Source organism: Mangrovibacterium sp. (genome assembly GCF_041596335.1).
Taxonomy (GTDB): Bacteria; Bacteroidota; Bacteroidia; order Bacteroidales; family Prolixibacteraceae; genus Mangrovibacterium.
The window spans coordinates 100,396-124,068 of sequence record NZ_JBFHIT010000003.1; the positions used below are offsets into that span (position 1 = coordinate 100,396).

Here is a 23,673-nt window from a genome sequence, read left to right on the forward strand (position 1 = left end):
AGTATAAAAAAATGAGTAATACGAATAAGCGAGTACAAAGCCCAAATTCATTTGAGGTTTTGCCTGGCGCAAATTTTTTGCGCTCAGCCAAGTACACTATATTATTTCTCTTCCTGAGTGTTTTCCTGGCTTTCTTTACCGGAACCCAGGCTCAGGCTCAGGCCCAGAAAACAAAAATGTATGAAGGAGTAGTCGTTGAAGAAAACGGCCAACCAATTGTTGGTGCCACAGTTGCAGTCGCAGGTACAAATATCGGTACGATTACTGATGTGGATGGAAAATTCACGATTGCTGTGCCTGCGGATAAAGAAGTTGAGATATCGTTTGTTGGTTATATCAGCCAAAAAATAGAAGATCTTGGCACCACACAAATCACTTTAAAAGAGGACCTGCTAAATCTGGACGAAGTCGTCGTGGTGGGTTACTCATCGCAAAAGAAAGCGCATTTGACCGGTGCAGTTGTGACTGTTCAAGTGGATGACGTTACCGATCTTGCTTCCGGGGGATTAGCTACCGCGTTGAGTGGTATCGTCAATGGGTTGAGTGTTAGCGGGGGGGATGGCCGTCCGGGCGAAAATGCAAGACTGACTATTCGTCAATCCAGTGTAAGTTCGTCGCTGTCTGCGGTTTCCGGCTTTGTTCCTGACTCAGGCCCACTTTACGTCATTGACGGTTTTATTTCAACCGAAAGCGCCTTCAATAACCTTGATGCCTCGATGGTTGAGAGTATCTCTGTATTGAAGGATGCTGCAGCGGCAGTTTATGGAGCACGTTCAGCAAACGGGGTTATTCTTGTAACTACCAAACGGGGAGAAAATGGTAAGCCAAGAATTTCGTACAGCGGACAGTTTGGGTTGACCGATGAAGTTTCGCGTGCAGAATTGCTCGATTCATACAACTATGGAAAAATTTGGAATGCTGTTCGTGCAGCAGACCCCAGAGATACCTGGGATCCTTTACGTGATTTGTTTCAGTCTGATGAGCTGCAGTCCATGAGAGGACTTAATTATGATTTGCTGGACTGGGAATGGCGGGCTGCTTTGACACAACGGCATAGCGTAAATATCTCCGGAGCTTCGGAAGGGGCAAATTATTATGGTGGACTATCTTACTACACTCAGGATGGTAACATGGGCAATATTGACTACGAGCGGTGGAATTATCGTGCCGGAGTTGATCTCAAAATTACAGATTGGGTAAAAACCTCTTTGCAGGTGTCGGGAGATTATGGTAGCGACAGCAAGGCCTACAGCAAGGTCGGAGGTTCAAATAGTGAGCGGGATTATAACTCATTGTTAGCGCGTCCGGGATATATCCCGGAATATGTAAATGGTTATCCTGTGGCTCTTTATGGTGTGTCTAATGCGGCGTTAAACGAGTCTCAGCATTATCATTATGACATTATTCAAAGCATGGGAGACCGCTCTGAATCAATGCCTCAGAACATGACGATTAATACGGCATTGGAGTATGATTTTGGCTGGAGCAAACAGCTTAAGGGACTGAAGTTGAGATATACGTATTCAAAGAGTATAAGCACAAGTAAAACCAACCAAAAAGCAACTGCCTATGATATTTACTCACTATCGCAGCGTGCGGGCAGCGGAGAACATCTTTATACAGGGAGTGATTTAAATCTGGATGAAAGTAATTTTCAGAAAATTATTGTTACCAATGGAAACGCGTTGACACGTTCGACCAGTCGGGGAGATAGGTACCAAATGAACTTTGTTGCCTCATACAATCGCAGTTTTGGACTACACGACGTGAGTGGCTTGTTTACGATAGAAAAGTCGGAATCAGAAGCCGAAGATCTGCAAGGTAGTGTGACTTCTCCTTATTCTTTTACTAACGGCCAATCCAATTCGGCTACAGGTATTCATACAACATCGTTTGGCCGGTCCGAATCCGGGAACCTCTCATACATTGGACGGGCTAATTATGCTTATGCCGATAAGTATTTGTTTGAATTTTTGATCCGTTCGGATGCCTCCACCAAATTTGCACCTGAAAATTACTGGGGAACTTTTTACTCTTTATCCGGAGGTTGGGTTGCCACAGAAGAGAGCTGGTTTAAAAAAGCAGTTAGTTTTGTTGATTATTTTAAATTGCGCGGATCATTCGGTCTTACCGGAAGGGACAATATTAAACCCTGGTTTTGGACACCTGTTTATAATCTGTCAAAAGACAAAGGTCCTATTTTCGGCACGGGCGGCGCAAGCACGGCATCAGGCCCTCATATAGGTATTCCTGATCAGTCGCCGAACCGCGATGCACGCTGGGATAAAAGTTACAAAGCCAATGCCGGTATCGATCTGGCAACGCTTAAAAGTCGTTTATCTGCCAATATCGACGCTTATTATGAATGGAACAGGGATGTTTTCGTAACTCGTTCTGCGAATGTTCCATGGACAATCGGAACAAGGCCGTCGGCTGAAAACTACGGAGAAATTGATGTTTGGGGAGCTGAATTAGCAATAACCTGGAGGGACAAAATAGGTAAGGATTTTAAATACAGCATCGGAATAAACACCGGGTACACAGACAACAAAGTGCTTAAAATGCCTTGGAAATCTCTTATCCCCATTGATGAGCTACACCCCGGAGAACGTCAGGATGTAGGAACATGGGGTTATAACAGTATCGGAATGTTTCGCAGCTACCAGGAAATTGAAGAATATTTTGATAAATACAGTATTACAAATTATCTTGGAAACTCCAAAGATGGTGTTCATCCGGGAATGTTAATTTACGAGGACGTACGTGGTTCACAAAATGCAGATGGCTCCTACGAGGGGCCGGATGGTATAATCAATACAAACGATTGGGTTCAGCTCTCAAAGCGGAGTGACAATCCTTACGGATTTACCATGAACTTAAAGGCCGAATATAAAAGCGTATCGATAAGTGCACAGTTCAATGCAAGTTGGGGCGGATACACCCTTGTTCCTAAAACTGCAAGATCAATTTCAAATATGGTTTCGAGCGGCTCCGGATATCAGGTCATGGAATACACGAACCTTCCTTCTTTCTGGGCAGACAACATGTTTGTTTACGAAGATGTTGTGGATAATGCGGGGGAAGTTGTTGCTGCAGAAAATCGTGATGCGAAATACCCGAACTTGCGATATGGCATTAATGATGCGAATTCGACATTTTGGCGGGTAAGTGGGACTCGTGTTACGCTTCGGAATGTAACAATGGCTTATTCGTTACCGCGGACACTCGTAACAAAATTAGGCGTGGAATCGTGCCGTTTTAATCTGACCGCCCAGAATTTGTTGAGCCTGTACAATCCGTATCCCGATAAATTCATCGATCCTCTTGCTGGCTCATACGGAAGCTATCCGAATTTGAGGAAAATTACACTTGGTGTTAATGTTTCATTCTAAATGATGAAAAAAATGAATATTAAAGCATATATAACATATTTGGGAGCTATCCTTTTAGTTACCCTATTGTCGAGTGGATGTAGTGATCAGTTTTTGCAGGACAAAAAGGATTTTACGAACACGACCGATGATGTTTTCAACTATTACAGCGGTGCACTCGGGCGGATTAATGACCTTTATACAGATATTTTGCCTAATTCAACTTCAGAAATTACCTATGAGCGTCCAAGCGCCGGTGCTGCAGATGATCACTCCAAATCGACTGAAGAGTATAGCGGTTTGTCAAGGTATGTGGATCCGGAAGTAATTATTGCAAGCACTGATCTGCCAAGTTACTGGGGGGATGAGAATAAAACATCAAGGAGTACATATGGCCGCATCCGTAACTGTAATGATGCAATTTGGGGCATTTCAAACAGTTCACTTTCACAGGAAGAGAAGGAAGAACTGTTGGGACAAGCTTACTTCTTAAGAGCGTGGATGTACCTTCACCTGGTAAAAATATATGGAGGTGTTCCATTGGTGAAGGAAGTGCAAAATCCAGTCGCCGGTGATGATGATGGTGCAGATCTGATTGTTCCCCGTTCGACAACTAAAGAATGTATCGATTTTATATGTGATGATCTGAGTATTGCCGCTAAGTATTTGCCGGTGAGCTGGGGAGCAGGAAATTACGGCAGAGTAACCGCTGGAACTGCGCTGGCCCTTCAGGGACGTGCCCGTTTGCTTTACGCCAGCCCCCTCTACAACCGAGCTGATGATCAGGATCGTTGGGCGTTGGCCTATCAGTCAAACAAAAACGCCCTGGATACACTGTCCATGGGGGGCTTTGGCCTTGCCTATCTTGACAATCCTGGTGTAAATGCCTCGAACTGGGCAAAAATGTTCTCAGATTATACAAGTCCGGAAGCTGTTTTTGTAACGTTGTACAACAGAATCGTTGATGATGGTGGTAGTACAAATCCGTTTAAAAACAATGGCTGGGAAAATTCGATTAGACCCAAAAATACCGGAGCAGGTAACGGGAAGAATGCTACTGCGACAATGGTCGATTTGTTCCCGATGGCAGACGGTATGAAACCCGGACAGTCAGAAACATATCCTTACAATCAAAATAATTTCATGCTGAACCGCGATCCCCGTTTCTACCGGACCTTTGCATTTGCTGGTGTGCGGTGGGCATTCGATGGAGATCCCACTTCGAAGGGAGCGGATTTTCCATACACAGGAACAACTTACACATTGTGGAATTATGCCTGGTACCAGGACACGGAGAAAAGAGACGATGGTGAACAAAAGGGTTTCGCAGCTGATGGATTAGGAATAGACTATCAGGGAGTATATATCAGGAAACGTACAGATGATCGCGATATAAACAATAGCCCGCTGTATGATTACCGGATTGATAAAGGAACTTCTCCGTTTGGCGGTTCCGCAGCTCCTTATATGGAAATCCGTTTTGCTGAGGTATTGCTGAACTTTGCAGAGGCTGCTTGTGGCGCTAACAAACCTGTTGAAGCAGTTTCGGCTTTGCAGCAGATTCGCGCTCGTGTTGGCTATACTGCTGACAATAATTATGGACTGGATGCTGATCTTGCCAGTGACCGGGGAAAACTTTTTGCTGCAATTTTGTACGAACGTCAGGTCGAATTGGCCTACGAAGGCAAGCGTTTCGACGACATGCGCCGTTGGATGCTCTGGGATGGAGGCGAAGGACAGGGAAGCCTTAGTCCGTCATTTGCACTGAGCGGTTTTGGCGGTAACACATGTACCTATTTGGGAGCGGAGCCGTTTAACGGTAAACGTCGAGATAATCTTGAGCTTCGCGTGAGTGATAATGTTGGAGATGGCATTGCTAACGCTAACCGCGATAGTGACCCGGTTAAAGTTGACCGTCCTTCCGCATGGAATTTAACCACGCAAAAAGATCCAAGTGTTGAATTAGTTGATTTTTACACGACTAAGCTGACCAGAAAAGAACGACTTGGTGATTCGAATGGTAAATATGTCGATTTTAAACCTAAGTACTACTTCTTGGGTCTAAGTAGAAACGTACAACAAAATAATGTGACGTTAAAACAAACAGTCGGTTGGGAAGATTTGAATAACGGAAATGCTCCCGGTACTTTCGATCCACTAGCTGAATAATTTCAGAATAAAAAATCATAATTGATAGCAGGGATATCCTGCTATCGCTTTTTCTATATCATCCATTAACAAATATTAAGATATGAAGTTTAAAGAGATTATTGGTGTTTGTGTTTTGTTGATGCTCGTAACAGCAACTAACGTTCACGCGCAGTATCCAACAATTCCGGACTCTGTAAAACATGCAGCCGAAGAATTAATGAAAAATGCGGAAGAGCACTCCGACATGGCCTGGGAAAAAGCAATTCCTGCTATAGAAAAAGATGCTGCCCAGGGAAAACCATATATTCCATGGGCCAAACGACCAACCGATCTTCCACAAGCCAGTATTCCCGCCTTTCCGGGTGCTGAGGGTGGCGGTATGTACACTTTCGGAGGTCGTGGTGGAAAAGTAATTACAGTAACCAATCTGAACGATGATGGCCCTGGTAGTTTGCGCGAAGCTTGCGAAGCCGGTGGTGCAAGGATTATTGTCTTCAATGTTGCGGGGATTATCCGACTGAATTCACCGCTGATCATTCGTGCACCTTATGTCACTATTGCAGGTCAAACCGCGCCGGGTAACGGCGTTTGTATTGCCGGTGAAACCGTTTGGATCAACACCCACGATGTAATCATTCGTCACATGCGTTTCCGCAGAGGCGAAACCTGGGTTGGTCGTCGTGACGATGCTATCGGAGGTAACCCAATCGGAAACATTATGCTGGATCACATTTCAGCTAGCTGGGGCCTCGACGAAAACATGTCGATCTACCGTCACATGTATCTGACCGATCCGCGTAAACCGGAAGAGAAATTAGGAACCGTGAATATCACGATCCAGAATTCAATCTTCTCTGAAGGATTGGATACCTGGAATCATGCTTTTGGAAGTACCATCGGTGGTGAGAATTGTTCGTTTATGCGCAACCTGTGGGCAAATAACTCAGGACGGAACCCATCGATCGGCTGGAACGGAGTTTTCAATTTTGTCAATAATGTCATGTTCAACTGGGTTCACCGTTCGGTTGATGGCGGCGATCAAACCGCCCGTTATAACATCATCAACAACTACTATAAACCAGGTCCTTTAACACCGGTAGATGCACCTGTTGGACATCGCATTCTGAAACCAGAATCGCGCTTTACCATGAACGGCCGAAAAGTTTACGGACTGATTTATGCAAACGGCAACGTGGTTGAAGGAAACGAAAAAGTGACCAATGACAACTGGGCCGGAGGTATCCAGATTGAAGACATGGAAGATACCGGTGAGTATACACCGTACATCAAATGGGACAAACCACATCCAATGGCTAAAATTTCGATCTATCCGGCAGAAGAAGCGTACGATTTTGTACTGGAAAATGCTGGCGCTACTTTTCCTGAACGCGATGCTGTTGATCAACGGATCACTCGTGTTGTAAGAACCGGAAAACCTGAGTATGTTGAAAACGTAGATCTTTCAGATGTGCCAAAATTTAAGTACCGTCGTTTGCCTGAAGATTCATACAAAAACGGAATCATTACAGATATCCGCCAGGTAGGTGGTTATCCGGAATACAAGGGAAAACCATACAAGGATTCAGATGGCGATGGTATGCCTGATACCTGGGAGAAAAAATATAAATTGAACCCGAATGACCCATCAGATGCCAACGGCGATGTCAATGGCGATGGTTATACCAATATTGAAAAATACATCAATGGTATCGACCCGACTAAGAAAATTGATTGGACCAAAATCGAAAACAATTTCGATACGTTGAAAGAAAAAGACGGTAAACTTTGGTAATCAGCTAAATATTGAAAAATGAAGAAGGTGTTCAAACGCTTTACGAACGGTATTCCTAAAGCGTCAAAATGTGCTTTTTTGCTACTACTCTCCGCCTGGGCGATCTGCTCTGCAAATGCGCAAAAAAAACAAGAACCAACACCACCGCTTCAATTATCAAAAAACGGGAATCTGGTTTATACACCGGATGAACTGGGAAACCGGATTCCCGATTTTTCCTATTGTGGCTACAAAGCTTCTTCCGAAGCTATTCCTTTTGTTCCTGTAAAAATTATTCTGGAGCCAGTATCGGGCGATGCAACAATGGTGTTGCAAGATGCAATTGACTACCTGGCAACCCTGCCTGCGGATGCCAATGGTTTTCGCGGTGCTATTTTGTTGAAGCCGGGAAACTACGCACTGCAAGGTCGGTTAACAGTTCATGATTCCGGGATTGTGATTCGGGGATCTGGGTCTGGTGAAAACGGAACAGTTTTAACTGCCGCCGGAATTAGCCGGGAAACGCTGATTCGGATTGAAGGAAAAGAAGTGACGTTGGATAAAAGCCAGGTAAAGGTGACACAGGGTTATGTTCCTGTGGGGGCGTTTAAGCTTACGGTTGAAGACGCATCGGCCATTCCGTTAGGAACGAAGATTGCAGTTACCCGTCCTTCAATCCAAAACTGGATTGACCTGCTCCAAATGAATGAATTTGGTGGCGAGACTTCTTGGTTGGGATGGAAACCCGGTGAACGTGATTTGCGTTGGGATCGGGAGGTTATTCGGGTGAAAGGGGATACTCTTTTTCTGGATGCACCTGTAACAACAGCACTGGATCAAAATTGGGGTGGAGCATTTGTTCAACGTTACGAGACAGATAGCCGCATCGAAAATATCGGGATTGAAAACCTGCAGATCATTTCGGAATTCAATGCTGAAAATCCAAAGGATGAAGAGCATTGCTGGAACGGAATCAGCTTCGAAAACACAGTCGATGCCTGGGTTCGCCAGGTGAACTTTAAGCATCTGGCCGGCTCGGCGGTTGCGGTCTACGAAACGGCATCGCGTATTACAGTTGAAGATTGTCTGTCGCTGGATCCGGTGTCGGAAGTTGCTGCTTTACGTCGCTATACCTTTTTCACCTCCGGACAACAATGCTTGTTTCAACGTCTGTATGCCGAATTTGGCTATCATGACTTTGGTACAGGATTTTGTGCCGCCGGGCCAAATGCATTTGTGCAATGTGAATCGCATTTGCCGGCGAGTTTCAGTGGTGCTATCGACAGCTGGGCTTCGGGTGTTTTGTTCGATATAGTGAATGTCGACGGGCAGGCTTTGAGTTTCAAAAATCGTGAAATGAGGGACTACGGTACCGGATGGACTGCTGCCAACTCGATGTTTTGGCAATGTTCTGCAGCTCTCATTGAATGTTACAGTCCGCCGGGAGCAACGAACTGGGCCTATGGCGCTTGGGCGCAATTTGCCGGAAACGGCTATTGGAAAAGTGCAAACGAGCATGTGAATCCGCGTAGTTTGTTTTACGCGCAATTGGCTGAACGGATCGGTGTCGATAAGCTTCCGAAATCAACCGTCATTGAAGTAACAACAGATGCGACCAGCAGCCCTAGCGTTGAAGTTGCTGCTGAGTTGACTGCTTATGCTGAAAATCCGGCGATTACTTTACGTGAGTTTATCGGACAGGCTATCGTGAGGAATCCAATTTCAACGCAAGCTGGTAATGCGACTTTATTCAGTCAGATAAAGAGTAAAAAACAAGTTCAGACGGAAGTGATTTCGGCCCCGGAAATGCAGTTGAAAAATGGCTGGCTGGTTCGTGGCAGTAAAGTTCTCGCTGGTAACCGACATACAGTTCCATGGTGGAGCGGAAACACCCGACCTCGCGGAATTGAACGTGCAAAACCGGCGATAACCCGATTTGTTCCCGGGCGTGAAGGTTTGGGCTACACCGATCGCCTAACGGAAGTCCGGGATTGGATGGAGACTGAAAATTTGATTGGTATCGAGCAAAATTATGCACTTTGGTACGACCGTCGTCGCGACGATCACGAACGCATCCGCCGCATGGATGGTGAAGCCTGGGCTCCGTATTACGAACTGCCTTTTGCCCGTTCAGGAAAAGAACTTGCCTGGGATGGTTTGAGTAAATACGATCTGACCAAATACAATCCATGGTATTGGAGCCGCTTAAAGCAATTCGCCGATTTGTCTGATCAGGCAGGATTGGTTCTGATTCATCAGAATTATTTTCAGCATAACATTATTGAAGCCGGAGCACATTGGGTTGATTCACCCTGGCGTACGGCGAATAATATCAACAATACCGATTTTCCCGAGCCTGTGCCGTTTGCAGGCGACAAGCGGGTATTCATGGACAAGCATTTTTATGATGTTACGAACCCGGTTCGTCGGGAATTGCACCGAAAATACATCCGCCAGTGTTTGGAAAATTTCAAAAATAATAGCGGAGTAATCCAACTAATCAGCGCTGAATATACAGGACCTCTGCACTTCATGCAGTTTTGGCTCGATGTGATTGCTGATTGGGAAGCCGAAACGAGAAAAAATGTTTTAGTTGGCCTGAGCGCCACAAAAGACGTTCAGGACTCAATTCTGGCCGATCCCGTTCGTTCTGAAGTTGTCGATATTATTGACATCCGCTACTGGACGAGTCGTGACGACGGAAGCCAGTTTGCACCACTTGGCGGAAAGCACCTGGCGCCACGTCAGCATATGCGTCTGGAAAAGATCGGCAAACGATCGTTTGACCAGGTTTACACCGATGTGCTGAATTACAAGTCTGCATTTCCCGATAAGGCGGTCATGTATTCATTTGATCAATCGACGAACTGGGGCTGGGCCATTTTTATGGCCGGAGGGTCGCTGGCCGGCATTCCGCAGATACAGGCAGCCGGATTTTTGGATGCTGCCTCGGTAATGGAAGCTGTAACATCAGCGCGGGAGGGAGCCTTTGTATTGAAGTCTGAAAGGAACGGAAGCATTGTTTATCTCGATGAGCGTTGCCCCGAACTTAAACTTGAACTTCCTTCCGGGAATTTTCAACTGATTAGAATTGATCCGGAATCCGGAGAACAAATCGGGAAAGGATCGCGTGTGAAAGGTGGGAAAACGACACCACTCGCATTGGACGGAAAGTCGAAACTGATTTTCTGGCTGAAACATCAATAGCTTGGTATTCAAATAATAAAAAAAAACGAAATGAAACAAATCCTGTTACTAACGCTTTCTGCTTTGCTGTGTGTGTGCTCATTCGGCTGCACGACAACAAGGAAAAAGGAGACGGAAAAGGGAGAACAGTATAAAATTGCAGTGGTCGATCTGATGATCCTCAAAAGACAGAAGTTGAGTGCTTTCCCGTTGGCTAAAGAAATTGGTGCTGATGGATTGGAAGTCGATATGGGAGGATTGGGAAGCCGTCCGACCTTCGACAACAAGTTGGCAAACGACTCGCTGCTAAATGAATTTTTGAACGCTTCGAAGGACAACGGAATCGAAATTTGTGCCTTGTCAATGTCCGGATTTTATGCACAATCATTTCCGTTTAAGGAAACTGCTGTTGAAGCTGTTCACGATTGCATAAAAAGTATGAAAAGGGTTGGCACAAAAGTTGGTTTTCTTCCCTTAGGAGTCGAGGGCGATTTGTTGCAATACCCGGAACGTCGCGAGGCTATTGTAGAGCGATTGAAGCAAGTTGCGAAATATGCTGAGGAAGCAGGAGTCGTGATCGGAATTGAAACAGCGCTCGATGCAAAAGGTGAAGTTGAATTGCTGGATGAGATTGGAAGTCCGGCCATTCAAATCAGTTTCAATTTTTCGAATGCACTCAGCGCCGGGCGGGACTTATATAATGAGCTCGAAATTCTTGGAAAAGACCGCATTTGCCAGATTCACGCGACCAACAAAGATGGTGTTTGGTTGCAAGATGATCCTCAGATTGATATGAAAAAGGTGAAACAAACGCTGGATAAAATGGGTTGGAGCGGCTGGCTGATTGTTGAGCGTTCACGCGATGCCAACCGAAGTCCCCGTGATGTGAAGGAGAATTTTGGTGCCAATGTGGCTTACCTGAAATCAATATTTCAATAAACAGAAAACAAAACAGATGAAGAAAATTAAACTAATAAGCTTACTGGTTGCTTTATTTTTTGGATTTAATCTACAAGCTCAGAAAGCGGATTCAAAGGAATTTACAAATCATGAATACTGGGAAGTTGTTTCCGGTAGAGCAGCAAAAATTGTTGAGACAATGAATCTTGGCGACGAAGGGAAAGAAAAGCGGGTCCAGGATTTAATAGCCGCACAATATTATAGGTTGAATGGTATTCAAGATGGGACAGATGCGAAAATTGATGAAGTAAAAGAGTTGCTCATATCGAAAGAAAAAAAAGAAAAAACGATTGGAAAGCTGAATGCCAAACGCGACAAGGAATTGGCAAAATTACATAAATCATACCTGAAATCATTGTCCAATGAATTAACGCCCGATCAGGTTGATGAAGTCAAAAACGGAATGACCTATGGTGTGTTAGTCAATACCTACGCCGGATACCAGGACATGCTCCCCAATTTAACCGATGAGCAGAAGAAATTCATTTTGGATGCCCTGACCGAAGCCCGCGAAAAGGCGATGGATGCGGGTTCTTCGAAAGACAAACATGCCTGGTTTGGAAAATACAAAGGCCGGATCAATAACTACCTGTCCAAACAAGGGTATGATCTGAATAAGGAAAGTAAGGATTGGCACGAACGCCTGAGAAAAGAAGGCAAGACGCTTTAATGTGTAATTGCCGAACCTGTTTTTCGATTGCTTGAAAAGGTATGGGAAAACAGGTTTTTTATTTCAGAAAAAGCCAATAAGGATATTAAAATTTGATAATTATGACTTTTTTAAGATACGCAGTGAAACTAATATTCCCGGTACTTCTGCTTGTGTTTTTTTCAGGCGCAGCATCGGCCGGAAACCCGGTGGTTAAAATTGATTTTAACCAATCAGGACGGAATATAAACCAGGTTAATGAGCCGGGCTATGAATCGTGGGTCAATTATGGCGCGGAAGAGAGTAACACCTACTCAGGAATAAAATTCACTCTTTCGGGGGACGGATTGAAAAGCATTTGGTACAAAGCCGGCATAAACGATGCAAAATTGGTAAGCGATGGCGTTACTGTCAATGCCGATAATGATAAAAGCGAAATTTTACTGACCATCTCCGGGTTGAGCACGGGGAGTCATTCCTTGTTGGTTTTCCTCAATCAGGTTGACAGTCCGGAAGCCAATAGTTTTTGTCCGATCGATATTTTAGTAAACGGACAACAGGTGGTTGATAATATACAACCATCGGTTCGAACGACATCAAATTATAAAGCAGGGATAGCTTATTTCAATTTTACGGCTACTGCTGGTGAAGATGTCAATATAATTTTTAAAACAGACACACAGAATGGGGCAGCCACGAATAAAAATGTCATTTTAAACGGGCTGGAGTTGAATACACCCAATATTCTGGATCAGGCGATCAATCCCAGTCCTGCTAATGTCGATGAACATGTGGAGGCCGATAACAACAGCATTGTTTTGGCTTGGACTGCCGATGATGAAGCTGTTTCTCACAATGTCTATTTTTCCGATAACCGGCAGGAAGTGGAATCGGCTACAACTGCCGATGCTGCTTTCAAAAAGAGCCAAACGGATACCACTTATACGGTATCGGATTTAAATTCGCATGCAAGCTATTATTGGCGCATTGATGAGCAAAAGGCAGATGGAACAGTTACCAAAGGAAATGTTTGGACTTTTCGCCTGGCGCACCTGGCATTTCCGGGAGCTGAAGGTTACGGTCGTTTTGCGAGAGGTGGCCGTGGAGGGAAAGTGGTTCACGTCACTAACCTGAATGATGACGGTGAAGGAAGTTTCCGTTACGCCATTGAAAAGGAAAAAGGACCGCGTACAATTGTTTTTGATGTGTCGGGGTTGATCACCTTGAATTCCCGTTTGGTATTGTCTGACAGCTATGTTACGATTGCCGGACAAACAGCACCGGGCAAGGGCATTTGCTTACGGGATGCCCCTTTTGGACTAAGCGGTGCCGATGATGTGATCGTTCAAAACATTCGGGTACGGCGAGGATCGCGAGGCGATTTCAACTGGGGGCTGGATGGCATGGGAATGCAGGGCAGTAATAATTCAATTATTGATCACTGCTCTATTAGCTGGACCATTGATGAGTCATTTAGCTCCCGTTCCGGTAAAAACATAAGCTTACAACGAACGCTGATTTCCGAAGCATTGAATGTTGCCGGACATCCAAACTATCCCGAAGGTAAGGGGCACGGCTATGCTGCCAGTATTGGCGGCGATGTCGGAAGTTTTCATCACAACTTGCTGGCACACTGTGAAGGCCGAAACTGGAGTCTGGCAGGCGGTCTGGATGGTAATGCCTACTATTCCGGGAGACTTGATTTGAGAAACAATGTGGTGTACAACTGGGGGCATCGGACGACCGATGGCGGAGCAATGGAAGTCAATTTTGTTGGTAACTATTACAAACCGGGGGCAGCTACCGATTTATTTTATGCCCTAACGATGGATCATGAAGGAGTCGGACATGGATCACAACGGGCTTTTTTCACTAATAATGTGATGCCGGGCTATTTTGATGAAACGAACCAGGAAGACGGTCGCAGATATAAGATCTCAAACAATGCAATTGTTGACTGGGAAACTTTTGTAAGTGAGCCATTTTTCGAGTCTTATGTTGAAACACAGACCGCAAAGGCGGCTTACAAAGATGTTTTATCAGATGTTGGCTGTAACGCTCCAACCCTCGATGACCACGATATCCGCGTGATTGGCGAAACCTTAAGCGGTACCTATTCAATTAAAGGAAGTAAGTCAGGAAAGCCGGGTTTGCCCGACAACGAACAGGATGTTGGTGGTTGGGAAACATATCCGGAGTTGAAACGTGAAGCGAACTGGGATTCCGATGGCGATGGCCTTCCCAACTGGTGGGAAAAACAATTCAAGCTAAATCAGAATTCACCTGAAAGCGATTTTTCAGAGGCTAATTTGGATTCGGATGGCGATGGATATACCATGCTGGAAGATTATTTGCAGTGGATGGCTAAGCCTCATTATTTTATAAAATCGGGAACAAAAATGAATATCGATTTAGTGAGTTTGTTTCGGGGATACACCGATTCTCCTTCTTTTGAGGTGATAAGCGTAAACAATCTGAAAGTTCGCATCAAAGGTCAGGAAGCAGCTATCCGGCCTATGTCATCGGGTTTGGCTTCTGTTACAATCAAGGTTACCGACGCAGCAGGTGATACGAAGGAGCGGGAAGTTGTTGTTTTTATCGCCAACCGATAATCGAAAATGATCAATTAACAATTTTTTGTTCTAAAAAAAGGCACAGTCAATCGGATTGAAATTCGGTTGGCTGTGTTTTTTATTGCTTCATGCGTTGCCGGTAGGCACGCGGCGAAATTCCCATTTTTTTCTGAAAGTCTTTCGAGAAATAATAGGCGTCGGTATAGCCCAACGAAAAGGCAATTTGCTTAATTTTTAGTTTGGTTTGGTCGAGCATTTCGCAGGATCTGCTGATTTTAAGATGAGCAAAATAACTCAACGGACTGTAGTTTGTTACCCGCCTGAAAATGGTTGAAAGGTAGGTGATCGAGTAGCCGCTTTCCTGGGCCAAATCGTTCAATGTTAATTTCTTGTCGGAGTTTTGCTCCATATAGCGAATAAGCTTTTGCACCATTGGGTTTTCTTCTGAAAGGATATCGTCACCTGTTCGCGAAGCAAAAACAAAAGTAGCCAGCAAATGGCCAAAGGTGAAGTTGATGTAGTGCATATTGGCATTATTATACCCACGTGTCAAGTTCGCAAACAGCTCGTCAAAAATCATTTTTCGGTTGGCCACCCGGTTGTTAACCGAAGGAGCCAAATCGCGGACAACGGTAAATTCCTGCTCCATCATTTTCACTTTGCTCCCGTTGAAGTAACATTGTAACAGGGCGGTCGGCTCAATTTCACCCACCTGAAAACGATATTGAAAATCTTTTGGAATAATACAAAACTGCTCCTGGCGCAACCAAACCCGATCGCTGGCAATAGTTAACAGCAATTCTCCTTTGGTGCAATATAAAAGAAGGTAATTTTCGAGTGGGGTTTTTTGCTCCAATATCGAATTTTTACTCAATAGCAGTTCGGTTAATTCGCATAAATACAAATCTTTGGTAAGTTCGTCCTGCAGCTGAGATTCCACGATGAAGGCCGGAATTTTGGAAAATCGTTTCTTAATAATCATTGAGAACTTGTTCAGACTTAAAGAAAGTAAGATATTCCATCTTTATCAAAAAATGTACTATTTTTTTGAAGAGCTTTTGCCGATAAATTTGTGAGCAAACCGAATTAAAATCTGATTTATGAGTAATCTACTAAACCAACTTTCCGAATGTGTTGAATTTGGAAAAGTGAATAAAGCCGCCCCCTTTCCTCCACAGATGAAAGGGATGGATGGTGCCGATGAAATTACCCGCCAGGCGCTCGATACAGGCGTTTCGGCTCAGGATATTCTAACCAACGGATTAATGCCCGGCATGGAACGGGTTGGTGTCAAGTTCCGCGAAAACAAAGTGTTTGTTCCACAGGTTCTCATGTCGGCAAAAGCCATGAGTACGGCCATGGTACACCTGAAACCCTTTTTTGCTTCGGGCGAGGCAAAACAAAAAGGAACCTTTATCATTGGAACGGTATTGGGCGACTTGCACGATATTGGTAAAAATTTGGTGGCCATGATGCTCGAAGGAAATGGCTACAAAGTGGTCGATTTGGGTATCGACGTCAATACCGACAAATACCTTGCGGCTCTGGCCGAACACCCCGATGCAACAGTAGGGCTTTCGGCTTTGCTTACTACCACGATGGCCAATATGGAGCGTATCACAAAAGAAATAAAAGCTGCTTCGCCTTCGACCCTGGTTACTGTAGGCGGCGCTCCGGTGAATAACGATTTTTGCAGGAAGATTGGAGCCGATTATTACGCCCCTGATCCGCAGGGAGTGGTCGAATTTTTGAATTCTACATTAGCCGTTTAATCAGATGAAAGGACTGAACTTATTGGAACGAGCTTTCCGACTCGAGGAGTTGGAGCGAGCACCTTGGGTGCCTTTTGTTGGCGTTCATGGAGGAAGACTGATTGGGGCCGACGCTGAATCGTACCTGAAAGATGCCGGTTTGCTGAAGGCAGGGATTGAAAAGTCCATTGAACTGTACCGACCCGATGGTATTCCCGTAGTTTTTGATCTGCAGGTTGAAGCCGAAATTTTGGGCTGTAAGTTGGTGTGGAGCAAAGAAAATCCACCGGCGGTAGTTTCTCACCCCTTGCATGAGGGAACTCAACTCAGCAAATTAAAATTGCCGGAGTTGACTGACGGTCGCATCCCTGTAGTGCTTGAAGCTACGCGTGCCGTGAAAAATGCTCATCCCGATCTGGCTGTTTACGGGCTGATTACGGGGCCTTTCACCTTGGCGCTGCATTTGCTGGGCACCGAAATATTTATGAAGTTGTTTGAAGACCCTGACTACGTCGCCGAGTTAATGGACTTTTGTACGGATGTGGCTATTCGGTATTCCGAAATGTTACTCGATGCCGGTTGCGACGTGATTGCAGTGGTTGATCCAATGACCAGCCAAATCGATCCCATGTCGTTTGAGACTTTCGTGAGTCCTTACGTTTCACGAATTTTCGACTTTGTGCGTTCCAAACAGAGGTACAGTTCCTTTTTTGTGTGTGGACATGCGCAGCAAAATATTGAAGTGATGTGCGACTGCCGCCCGGATAACATTTCCATCGACGAAAATATTCCGCTCGACTTTGTAAAAGAAATTGCCCTGACCAAAGGAATCAGCTTTGGCGGAAACCTGAAACTGACCAGCGTGCTTTTGTTGGGCAATGAGCTGGACTCGAAAAAAGAGGCTGTAAGCTGTTTGGATCTAGGCGGAACGAAGGGGTTTATTCTGGCTCCGGGGTGCGACCTGCCAATGGATACACCGGTGCAAAACCTGCAGGCCGTGACCGAATTGGTGTACAGCGAATATGCCCGACAAGCCACCCGCGAAATGGAACATGCCGGATCGTTGGAACCCATGAGTCTCGATGGTCATTTTACACCGGAAAAAGTAGTAGTTGATATTATCACCCTCGATTCGGCCTCGTGTGCGCCTTGTCAGTACATGGTTGAAGCGGTAAAGCATGCAGCATCCGATTTTGGAGAACAGGTTGAAGTGATTGAACACAAAATCAAAAATATCGACGGTATCCGGATGATGATGGCGCTGGGAGTACAAAATGTACCCACCACCTGTGTGAACGGGAAAGTCACTTTCATTAGCCAGATACCACCAAAATCTGCCATTGTCGAAGTCATAGAGAAAGAAATGCAGGCATGAGCATTCCCTTGCAGTTGATAACTGGTTTCCTGGGAAGCGGCAAAACGACCTTCCTTCGCCAATACCTGCATGCAACCGCAGGCGGACTGGGGGAGGTCGCCATTATTCAGAATGAATTTTCGCCGGTCAATATGGACGGGCAAAGCTTGAAAAATGACTTTCAATACGAAATGCTGGAGGTGAATATTGGTTCTGTTTTTTGTGTTTGCTTGCTGGGATCGTTCATCGATTCTCTTCGCGCTTTTGCCGAAACTGTAAAACCTGATTTATTGCTGATGGAAGCCTCCGGATTGTCGGACACGTTGGGAGTAGGGCAGGTCTTTCAATCTCAAAAACTACGCGGGAAAATTTACCTCGACAAAGTATGGTGTTTGGTGGATGCGCTTCATTTCAACAGGGCATCGGCTTTGCGCCTGCGTCTCGAACACCAAATACGCAGCGCCGACATTGTTGTGCTCACTAAAATGGATTTGTATGAAGGCTCAGTAGAAAAAATTAAGGCCGAAATTCGAACATTAAATCCTTTTGCCACGTTTGTTCAGGCTGATCACGGACACATTCCCGAATATGGATTGAAAGGTAAACCCCGGTTTTTTCCGGCAGAAAGTCAGGCAGGAGGTCGTCCCGATGTTGAGTCGGTGGTGATACGCAGTTCGCGTGCAATTCGAAAAGAAGCGTTGATCGGCTTCTTAAAAGGATTGAATGGTCAGTGCATTCGGGCGAAAGGTTACGTCAGACTCTTTTCGGGGAAACGTGCTTTTTTGCAGACTGTTTTTGATCAGGTTGAATTGTCGGAACTGGAAGAACAGCAGGATTCGACCGAGCTGGTTCTCATCGGGAATTTCAACAAAAACACTAACTTACAGGTCAGCTTTGACGAACACTGCCGGTTATGATCCACGAACTTTCTTTTGTCTTTGATGAACTCACGATCGACTACGAGATGATTGCCCGGGAATTGGGCTATCCGTTGTCGGACATGCCCGAGCCTTTTCCGCAATACCTGGAAGAAGCCCGGCAATTTGCTTTGGCTGTTCCGGATATAGCCGGTTCGTTTTGCCTGATTGACCCGGTTCATTTTTCGGCTGACAAACGAAGTCTGAAACTAGAAGGGATGGAGTTCCGTGTTGGGAAAACCATCGCTTCGGAATTGGCGAATTCTGAGTCGATCGGCCTGTTTATCTGCACCGCAGGGAAGACTATTAGTGAAGAATCGGAGCGCATGTTGAAATCGGACGATCCGGTGTATGGTTATGTGCTGAATGTTTTGGGTTCGGCCATTGCCGAGTCTGTTGGGGATCGCGTGCAGGATCTAATTCGGATTGAAGCCGGCAATAACGGGCTGAAAATAACGAATCGGTACAGTCCCGGTTATTGCCACTGGGATGTGGCCGATCAGCACAAGCTTTTTTCCTTATTCCACGGAAAAACTGCCGGCGTCCGGCTCACCGGTTCAGCCTTGATGCATCCCGTAAAATCAATCAGCGGGGTGATTGGAATCGGAGAACAGGTGCAGTTTCACGATTATCAATGTAATCTTTGTCAGCTTGAGCATTGTTTTTACAGGGGAATGCATTATCAATGAGTCCTGTGATTCGGAGGTTTTTTTTTGCGAAAAGCCTCATGAACACGAAAAATTCGATCCAAGAGGCTTTTCTATAAGTATGGAATGGTATCCTATTCTTTTGGAATCCGGCACCTGTCCATGCGTCTGGCAAAATCTTGTAGAAATTCCTCGCGCCAGCGGCTCACTGTTTTGGCGCCAATATGGTTGCCTTCAATATAGTCTGGAGATGGAATGTCGGTCCACCAATTTGGATATTTGTCGGAGACTTGTGTCGCTATTTCGGGGGCGGGTATAAATACAGAAACCACTCCGGTTGAACCATTCAGTTCGGTCACGTTACTCTCAATTTCAAATTTGAACAGGCCATCTGCTTTCGGCGAATAGCGAAAACGCAGCGTGTTGTCGGGTGCAAAATAACCACGCAGGGCTTGATTGTCGACTTTCAGAAATGCCTCGGGCTGTTCGGGCAGTTTACCATTAATCGGCAGCGCCAGTTCCATGATGGCAAATTCCTGAATGCTGTCGTTCTCGGTCGGCATACGGTCGAACAGGTAAAAAGGACGTTCCCAGGCCCGAACATATTGTCCGCCCCAGCATGGCTGCGTGGGATCTTCGGGATTGGGGCTATTTAGTAACCAGGCAAGCGATGGCGTATCACCCATTTTGATGGTGCCTTCCAGTTGGGTCATGAAGAAATTGGCCATCGCGCCGCGGCCTGCAATATATTTCTCCGGGAAGCTGGTGTTGCTCCACTCGTCGGATTGATTGCCACCGGTAAACCAGCCACGATAGGTGGCATTCGACTCAATTATCCAGAGATTCGGAAAGCTATCGACAATGTACTGATAAGCATCCGGTGTCCATTTTTTATTGGGACCTCCAATGTAATACACACGCAGTTTTGGTAGAATATCGGGAGCATCGTGCAGCGCCTGGGCCAAATCTTCAATACCGCCCCAAACCAACACATAAAGTGGACGCGGGTCTTCGCGGCGGGCACATGTAATGATCCATTCAGAACCTTCTGTCGGACTCCCAACCCCGGTGTAATCTGCAACTGCTGTTGCTCCTTGTTTGCTAATGCTGCTTAGGGAGTCTGCCGTAGGATAGTTGCCGGAATAACTGACCAAATTCGGATAATCTTTCTCGTACTGATCAATGACGTCCAGAATATTCTTTTTACCTCCCAGCCCGAATGGCGAGGAGATGATCCCCTCCAGATCGATGGTGTCGGCATATAAAAACAGGTGGATCATGGATTGAAAATCATCCGGATCGGTTCCGCCAATATCAGACGAAACGATGATCCGGTAGCGGGATTCCGGAGTGCTTTTAGCTTCCTTTTGTGAACTGCACGATTCGATGATAAAAATGCCCGAAAGCAGCAGGCTAAAGGCGATGAAGAGCTTCTTGGTTGTTCTCATGTCTGAAATTATTTTACGTTGACAATGATTCGCTTGTAGCGGGTTAATCGCGGGGTTCCATGGTCGGTTACTTCCAAAATTAGGTGTATTGTTCCCACCCCGGGTTCCATTATCCGCGAAGTTGGCACCGTAAACCAAGCCTTTTGCTGATCAAAATTTCTAATTTCAATTGGTTGTCCGCTGCGGGCACTTGATACAGGGAAAGTACCGGCTTCGGCGTAGCAAAACCAATTGTACGACAGAGCATCGCCATCGGGATCGGACGAACCGACCGCGCTTAATTCTATGCGGTCGCCTTTTCTAGCTTCGATGAGTTTTTCTCCCTCAATTTTTACAACCGGAGGATGGTTGGCTTTTTCAACCGGCAGAATGGTCCAGTCCATCCGGGCTGCAAAGTCGTTTTGATAAGCTTCGCGCCAGCGCCAGATGGTTTCGTGGTTGCCATCGTGCCAGCGGCCATCAGTGCCCAAAACTTCATCGTCGGCATCCGACCAGATTGACCGGATTTCAGGATAAAGGTGCCATTTCTGCATGCGTGGTGTGTACAATTCGTAACGTCCGCCCCATCCGCCCCAATCGGGATGTTCGGGGTCACTCAAGCCATTGCCGATCAGATTCAAAAAGGAGGGTGTATCGCCTTCCATTAAAAATTCCCAGTCCGGGTATTCAGCACCAAGCGGACCTTTCCGGCGAATGTTCTTTTCGAGCCATTCGTTGGAAACCAACGTAAAATCGGCACCGTCGCAACGGGCGTGAAAGAAGTCGCCGCTGATGCCGCTCCAGGTGGCATGGTGGTATCCGCCTCCGGCATTAAAACCCGGACTCACGATATAAAACAGATCCGGGAATTCTTTGCGGATCCAGGGGCCGCTATCGTCCTGGTCGGAAATGGTGTAAACCCGCAGTTTGGATACAAATTTTTTCAATTCAGCCGGAGAACGGCTTTCCCGTACTTTCCAAAGTGCCTGAGCCAAAACATTGGGGCCGCCCCAGGCCGTTACCCATAGCGGACGTGGGTCGGTTTGGTCAACTGCCTGAATCAGCGCTTCTGATGCCGGAGAATCTTTCCCTTCGCCAACGGCTAACATACCATATTGGGGAAGTCCTTCGGTAATTTTGGAAAGAATAGTTTCACCGGTCGGAAAACCGGGTTCGTGTTTTTCCAGGTTGTCGCGTACTTTTCCATAAGCTTCGGCAATTTTCCGGATTCGTTCGGGCGCCACTCTGTTTTTCTGGTGAATAGAGGTAGTGGCTGCCAATCCTTCAACATCATACTGATTGGCATAAACCAGAAACCGAACCATCGACATGGCATCGTCGGGTTCGTTTTCAATGTCGGTTAACACGAATACCCGAGGTTTATCAAGACCGGAAGCTGATGTAAACACCAATGTAAGCGCGATCAAAAGCAAATTTCTCAAAGCTCTTTTCGATAAGGAAATCAATAGGTTATGCATGGTTCAAACTTTAAATTTTTAATCAATGCTGTTCAGGTATTTCTCCAACATCGTGTATCCGTCTTCTCCAGTTTTATTTCGGTCTGCTGCATCGTTGGGGTTAAGTTTATTCATTGTTTCCCAAGCATCGGGCATACCATCATGATCGGCGTCATCCGGGGCAGGAGCGCTTTTTAGTTCAGGCCATCCGCCCACATCATTCTGTGAATCAATAATACCACACTTCTTCGACGGATCAGCTACTTTATGATCCTTTTCATAGGTCGACCCTTCGTGAGTTGCATAACCATTTCGAACTTCGTCGATCGTCCGAAGATCTACTGTGTCGCGTTTTGGCAATGTAGTTCCGGCGTTTTTAAGAACAGCAGTAAAAGCGTCTTCAGGAGTTTGCTGATTGATTGCCATTGCCGGCCATGGTACATTCAGTTTAAGGCCTTCCAGGTATTCACTGCCATCCTGTGGCTGAACGCCTCCCAGCCAGTTATTTGCTGACACCCATGGGTTTCCTTCGACTATGTTGCCTGAAATATACCATTTGCCATAATCGTCTGCCCTGTTTCTAGACCAGGGAGCTGCTATGCGGTGAGCAATTTGACCCGGTTCCGTGGCAGGTCCGGCTTTGTAGTAGTTTGCTACCATGTTGATGGTAGCGGAGTTAAATTTGTCAGATGCACCCACCTGGACAACTTCTCCTCCATATGTTGACTCGTACCCCCAGTTGTAAACCACGTTGTTTCGGTAATCAACATTACCACAACCTGAAGCAAAGCGGGGATTACGATTGGAATGACTGGCAATTAAATTGTGATGAAAGGTGCTGTAGTCAGATCCCCAGATACCGCCAAAGCCGTGGTTGCCTTTGTGATGGTTGGACTTGTAAAGACTTTCTGAAATTATACACCACTGGACGGTCAAATTCTTACCGTGGTACACCGACATGGTTTCATCGATACTCCAGCTTGCAGACACGTGATCTAAAATAAGATTTGTAGTGAACCGGCTGCTTATTGCATCGGTCTCGTCTCCCGATTCATCTCCCAGTCGAACCCGAATATAACGAACAATAACCTCGTCAGCATCGATTAAAAGAGGTCGACCTCGCAGGGTAATTCCATCTCCCGGTGCAGTTTGCCCGGCAATGGTGATGTTCGGATTTTTAATACTCAGGTTGCTATCCAGTTTTATTGTGCCTGAAACGCGGAATACAACTGTCCTTGGGCCCTCAGCTTCAACAGCTGCACGAAGGCTACCTTCTCCTGAATCATTGAGATTGGTAACTTCATAAACGGTTCCACCGCGTCCTCCAACAGTATATTTCCCGTAACCTTCGGCGGTTGGGAATGCCAGTTGCTGGCTAAAACCAAATAAAGGGACGAGAAATAAAATGACGAGGATTATAGGATTACTAAGGTACTTGTTCATAATGATTAATTTAGAT

At 45.8% G+C, this 23,673-nt stretch carries 15 protein-coding genes; 11 read left to right on the forward strand and 4 right to left on the reverse strand.

The genetic code is table 11. The annotated features are described in order from the left end of the window. Positions 1–11 precede the first annotated feature (11 nt). From ABZD21_RS02325 to ABZD21_RS02355, 7 genes are all read left to right on the forward strand, one after another. On the forward strand, positions 12–3,392 hold the full coding sequence (locus tag ABZD21_RS02325; protein WP_372772602.1) for a SusC/RagA family TonB-linked outer membrane protein: 3,381 nt from the start codon (positions 12–14) through the stop codon (positions 3,390–3,392). 12 nt (positions 3,393–3,404) lie between these two features. Further along, the gene (locus tag ABZD21_RS02330; protein ID WP_372772603.1) at positions 3,405–5,540 is read left to right on the forward strand and encodes a RagB/SusD family nutrient uptake outer membrane protein; all 2,136 of its coding nucleotides are present in this window, start codon (positions 3,405–3,407) and stop codon (positions 5,538–5,540) included. 82 nt (positions 5,541–5,622) lie between these two features. Next, the gene (locus ABZD21_RS02335) at positions 5,623–7,314 is read left to right on the forward strand and encodes a pectate lyase (RefSeq protein ID WP_372772605.1); all 1,692 of its coding nucleotides are present in this window, start codon (positions 5,623–5,625) and stop codon (positions 7,312–7,314) included. 18 nt (positions 7,315–7,332) lie between these two features. Then, on the forward strand, positions 7,333–10,500 hold the full coding sequence (locus tag ABZD21_RS02340) for a DUF6298 domain-containing protein (RefSeq protein WP_372772606.1): 3,168 nt from the start codon (positions 7,333–7,335) through the stop codon (positions 10,498–10,500). 30 nt (positions 10,501–10,530) lie between these two features. Then, positions 10,531–11,418 (forward strand): sugar phosphate isomerase/epimerase family protein, encoded by an 888-nt coding sequence (locus ABZD21_RS02345; protein WP_372772608.1) that lies wholly within the window; start codon positions 10,531–10,533, stop codon positions 11,416–11,418. A gap of 16 nt (positions 11,419–11,434) precedes the next feature. Continuing rightward, complete coding sequence (locus ABZD21_RS02350) at positions 11,435–12,109, forward strand: DUF3826 domain-containing protein (RefSeq protein WP_372772610.1); 675 nt, start codon at positions 11,435–11,437, stop codon at positions 12,107–12,109. 101 nt (positions 12,110–12,210) lie between these two features. After that, on the forward strand, positions 12,211–14,700 hold the full coding sequence (locus ABZD21_RS02355) for a hypothetical protein (protein ID WP_372772611.1): 2,490 nt from the start codon (positions 12,211–12,213) through the stop codon (positions 14,698–14,700). A 79-nt stretch (positions 14,701–14,779) separates the two neighbouring features. On the opposite strand, the gene ABZD21_RS02360 is transcribed toward ABZD21_RS02355, so the two are convergent. Continuing rightward, a complete protein-coding gene (locus ABZD21_RS02360; protein ID WP_372772613.1) occupies positions 14,780–15,643 on the reverse strand; it encodes a helix-turn-helix domain-containing protein in 864 nt (287 codons plus the stop codon). A gap of 118 nt (positions 15,644–15,761) precedes the next feature. Between ABZD21_RS02360 and ABZD21_RS02365 the strand changes: the two genes are divergently transcribed. The 4 genes from ABZD21_RS02365 to ABZD21_RS02380 are packed head-to-tail and all read left to right on the forward strand — an operon-like array spanning position 15,762 to position 19,372. Next, positions 15,762–16,433 (forward strand): B12-binding domain-containing protein, encoded by a 672-nt coding sequence (locus ABZD21_RS02365; RefSeq protein ID WP_372772615.1) that lies wholly within the window; start codon positions 15,762–15,764, stop codon positions 16,431–16,433. A 4-nt stretch (positions 16,434–16,437) separates the two neighbouring features. Continuing rightward, the gene (locus ABZD21_RS02370) at positions 16,438–17,787 is read left to right on the forward strand and encodes a uroporphyrinogen decarboxylase family protein (protein ID WP_372772616.1); all 1,350 of its coding nucleotides are present in this window, start codon (positions 16,438–16,440) and stop codon (positions 17,785–17,787) included. Further along, complete coding sequence (locus ABZD21_RS02375; RefSeq protein ID WP_372772618.1) at positions 17,784–18,683, forward strand: GTP-binding protein; 900 nt, start codon at positions 17,784–17,786, stop codon at positions 18,681–18,683. Before ABZD21_RS02370 ends, ABZD21_RS02375 begins: the two co-directional genes overlap by 4 nt. Next, the gene (locus tag ABZD21_RS02380) at positions 18,680–19,372 is read left to right on the forward strand and encodes a vitamin B12 dependent-methionine synthase activation domain-containing protein (RefSeq protein WP_372772619.1); all 693 of its coding nucleotides are present in this window, start codon (positions 18,680–18,682) and stop codon (positions 19,370–19,372) included. The genes ABZD21_RS02375 and ABZD21_RS02380 overlap by 4 nt, the downstream gene beginning before the upstream one ends. A gap of 92 nt (positions 19,373–19,464) precedes the next feature. On the opposite strand, the gene ABZD21_RS02385 is transcribed toward ABZD21_RS02380, so the two are convergent. From ABZD21_RS02385 to ABZD21_RS02395, 3 genes are read right to left on the reverse strand one after another with little or no spacing between them, the layout of a single operon-like run. Next, complete coding sequence (locus tag ABZD21_RS02385; protein WP_372772620.1) at positions 19,465–20,778, reverse strand: DUF1593 domain-containing protein; 1,314 nt, start codon at positions 20,776–20,778, stop codon at positions 19,465–19,467. An 8-nt stretch (positions 20,779–20,786) separates the two neighbouring features. Further along, positions 20,787–22,235, reverse strand: coding sequence for a nucleoside hydrolase-like domain-containing protein (locus ABZD21_RS02390; RefSeq protein WP_372772622.1), 1,449 nt, complete (start codon positions 22,233–22,235; stop codon positions 20,787–20,789). 18 nt (positions 22,236–22,253) lie between these two features. Continuing rightward, positions 22,254–23,657: a polysaccharide lyase family 1 protein gene (locus tag ABZD21_RS02395; protein ID WP_372772623.1), complete on the reverse strand. Its 1,404-nt coding sequence runs from the start codon at positions 23,655–23,657 to the stop codon at positions 22,254–22,256. Between the last annotated feature and the right edge of the window lie 16 nt (positions 23,658–23,673).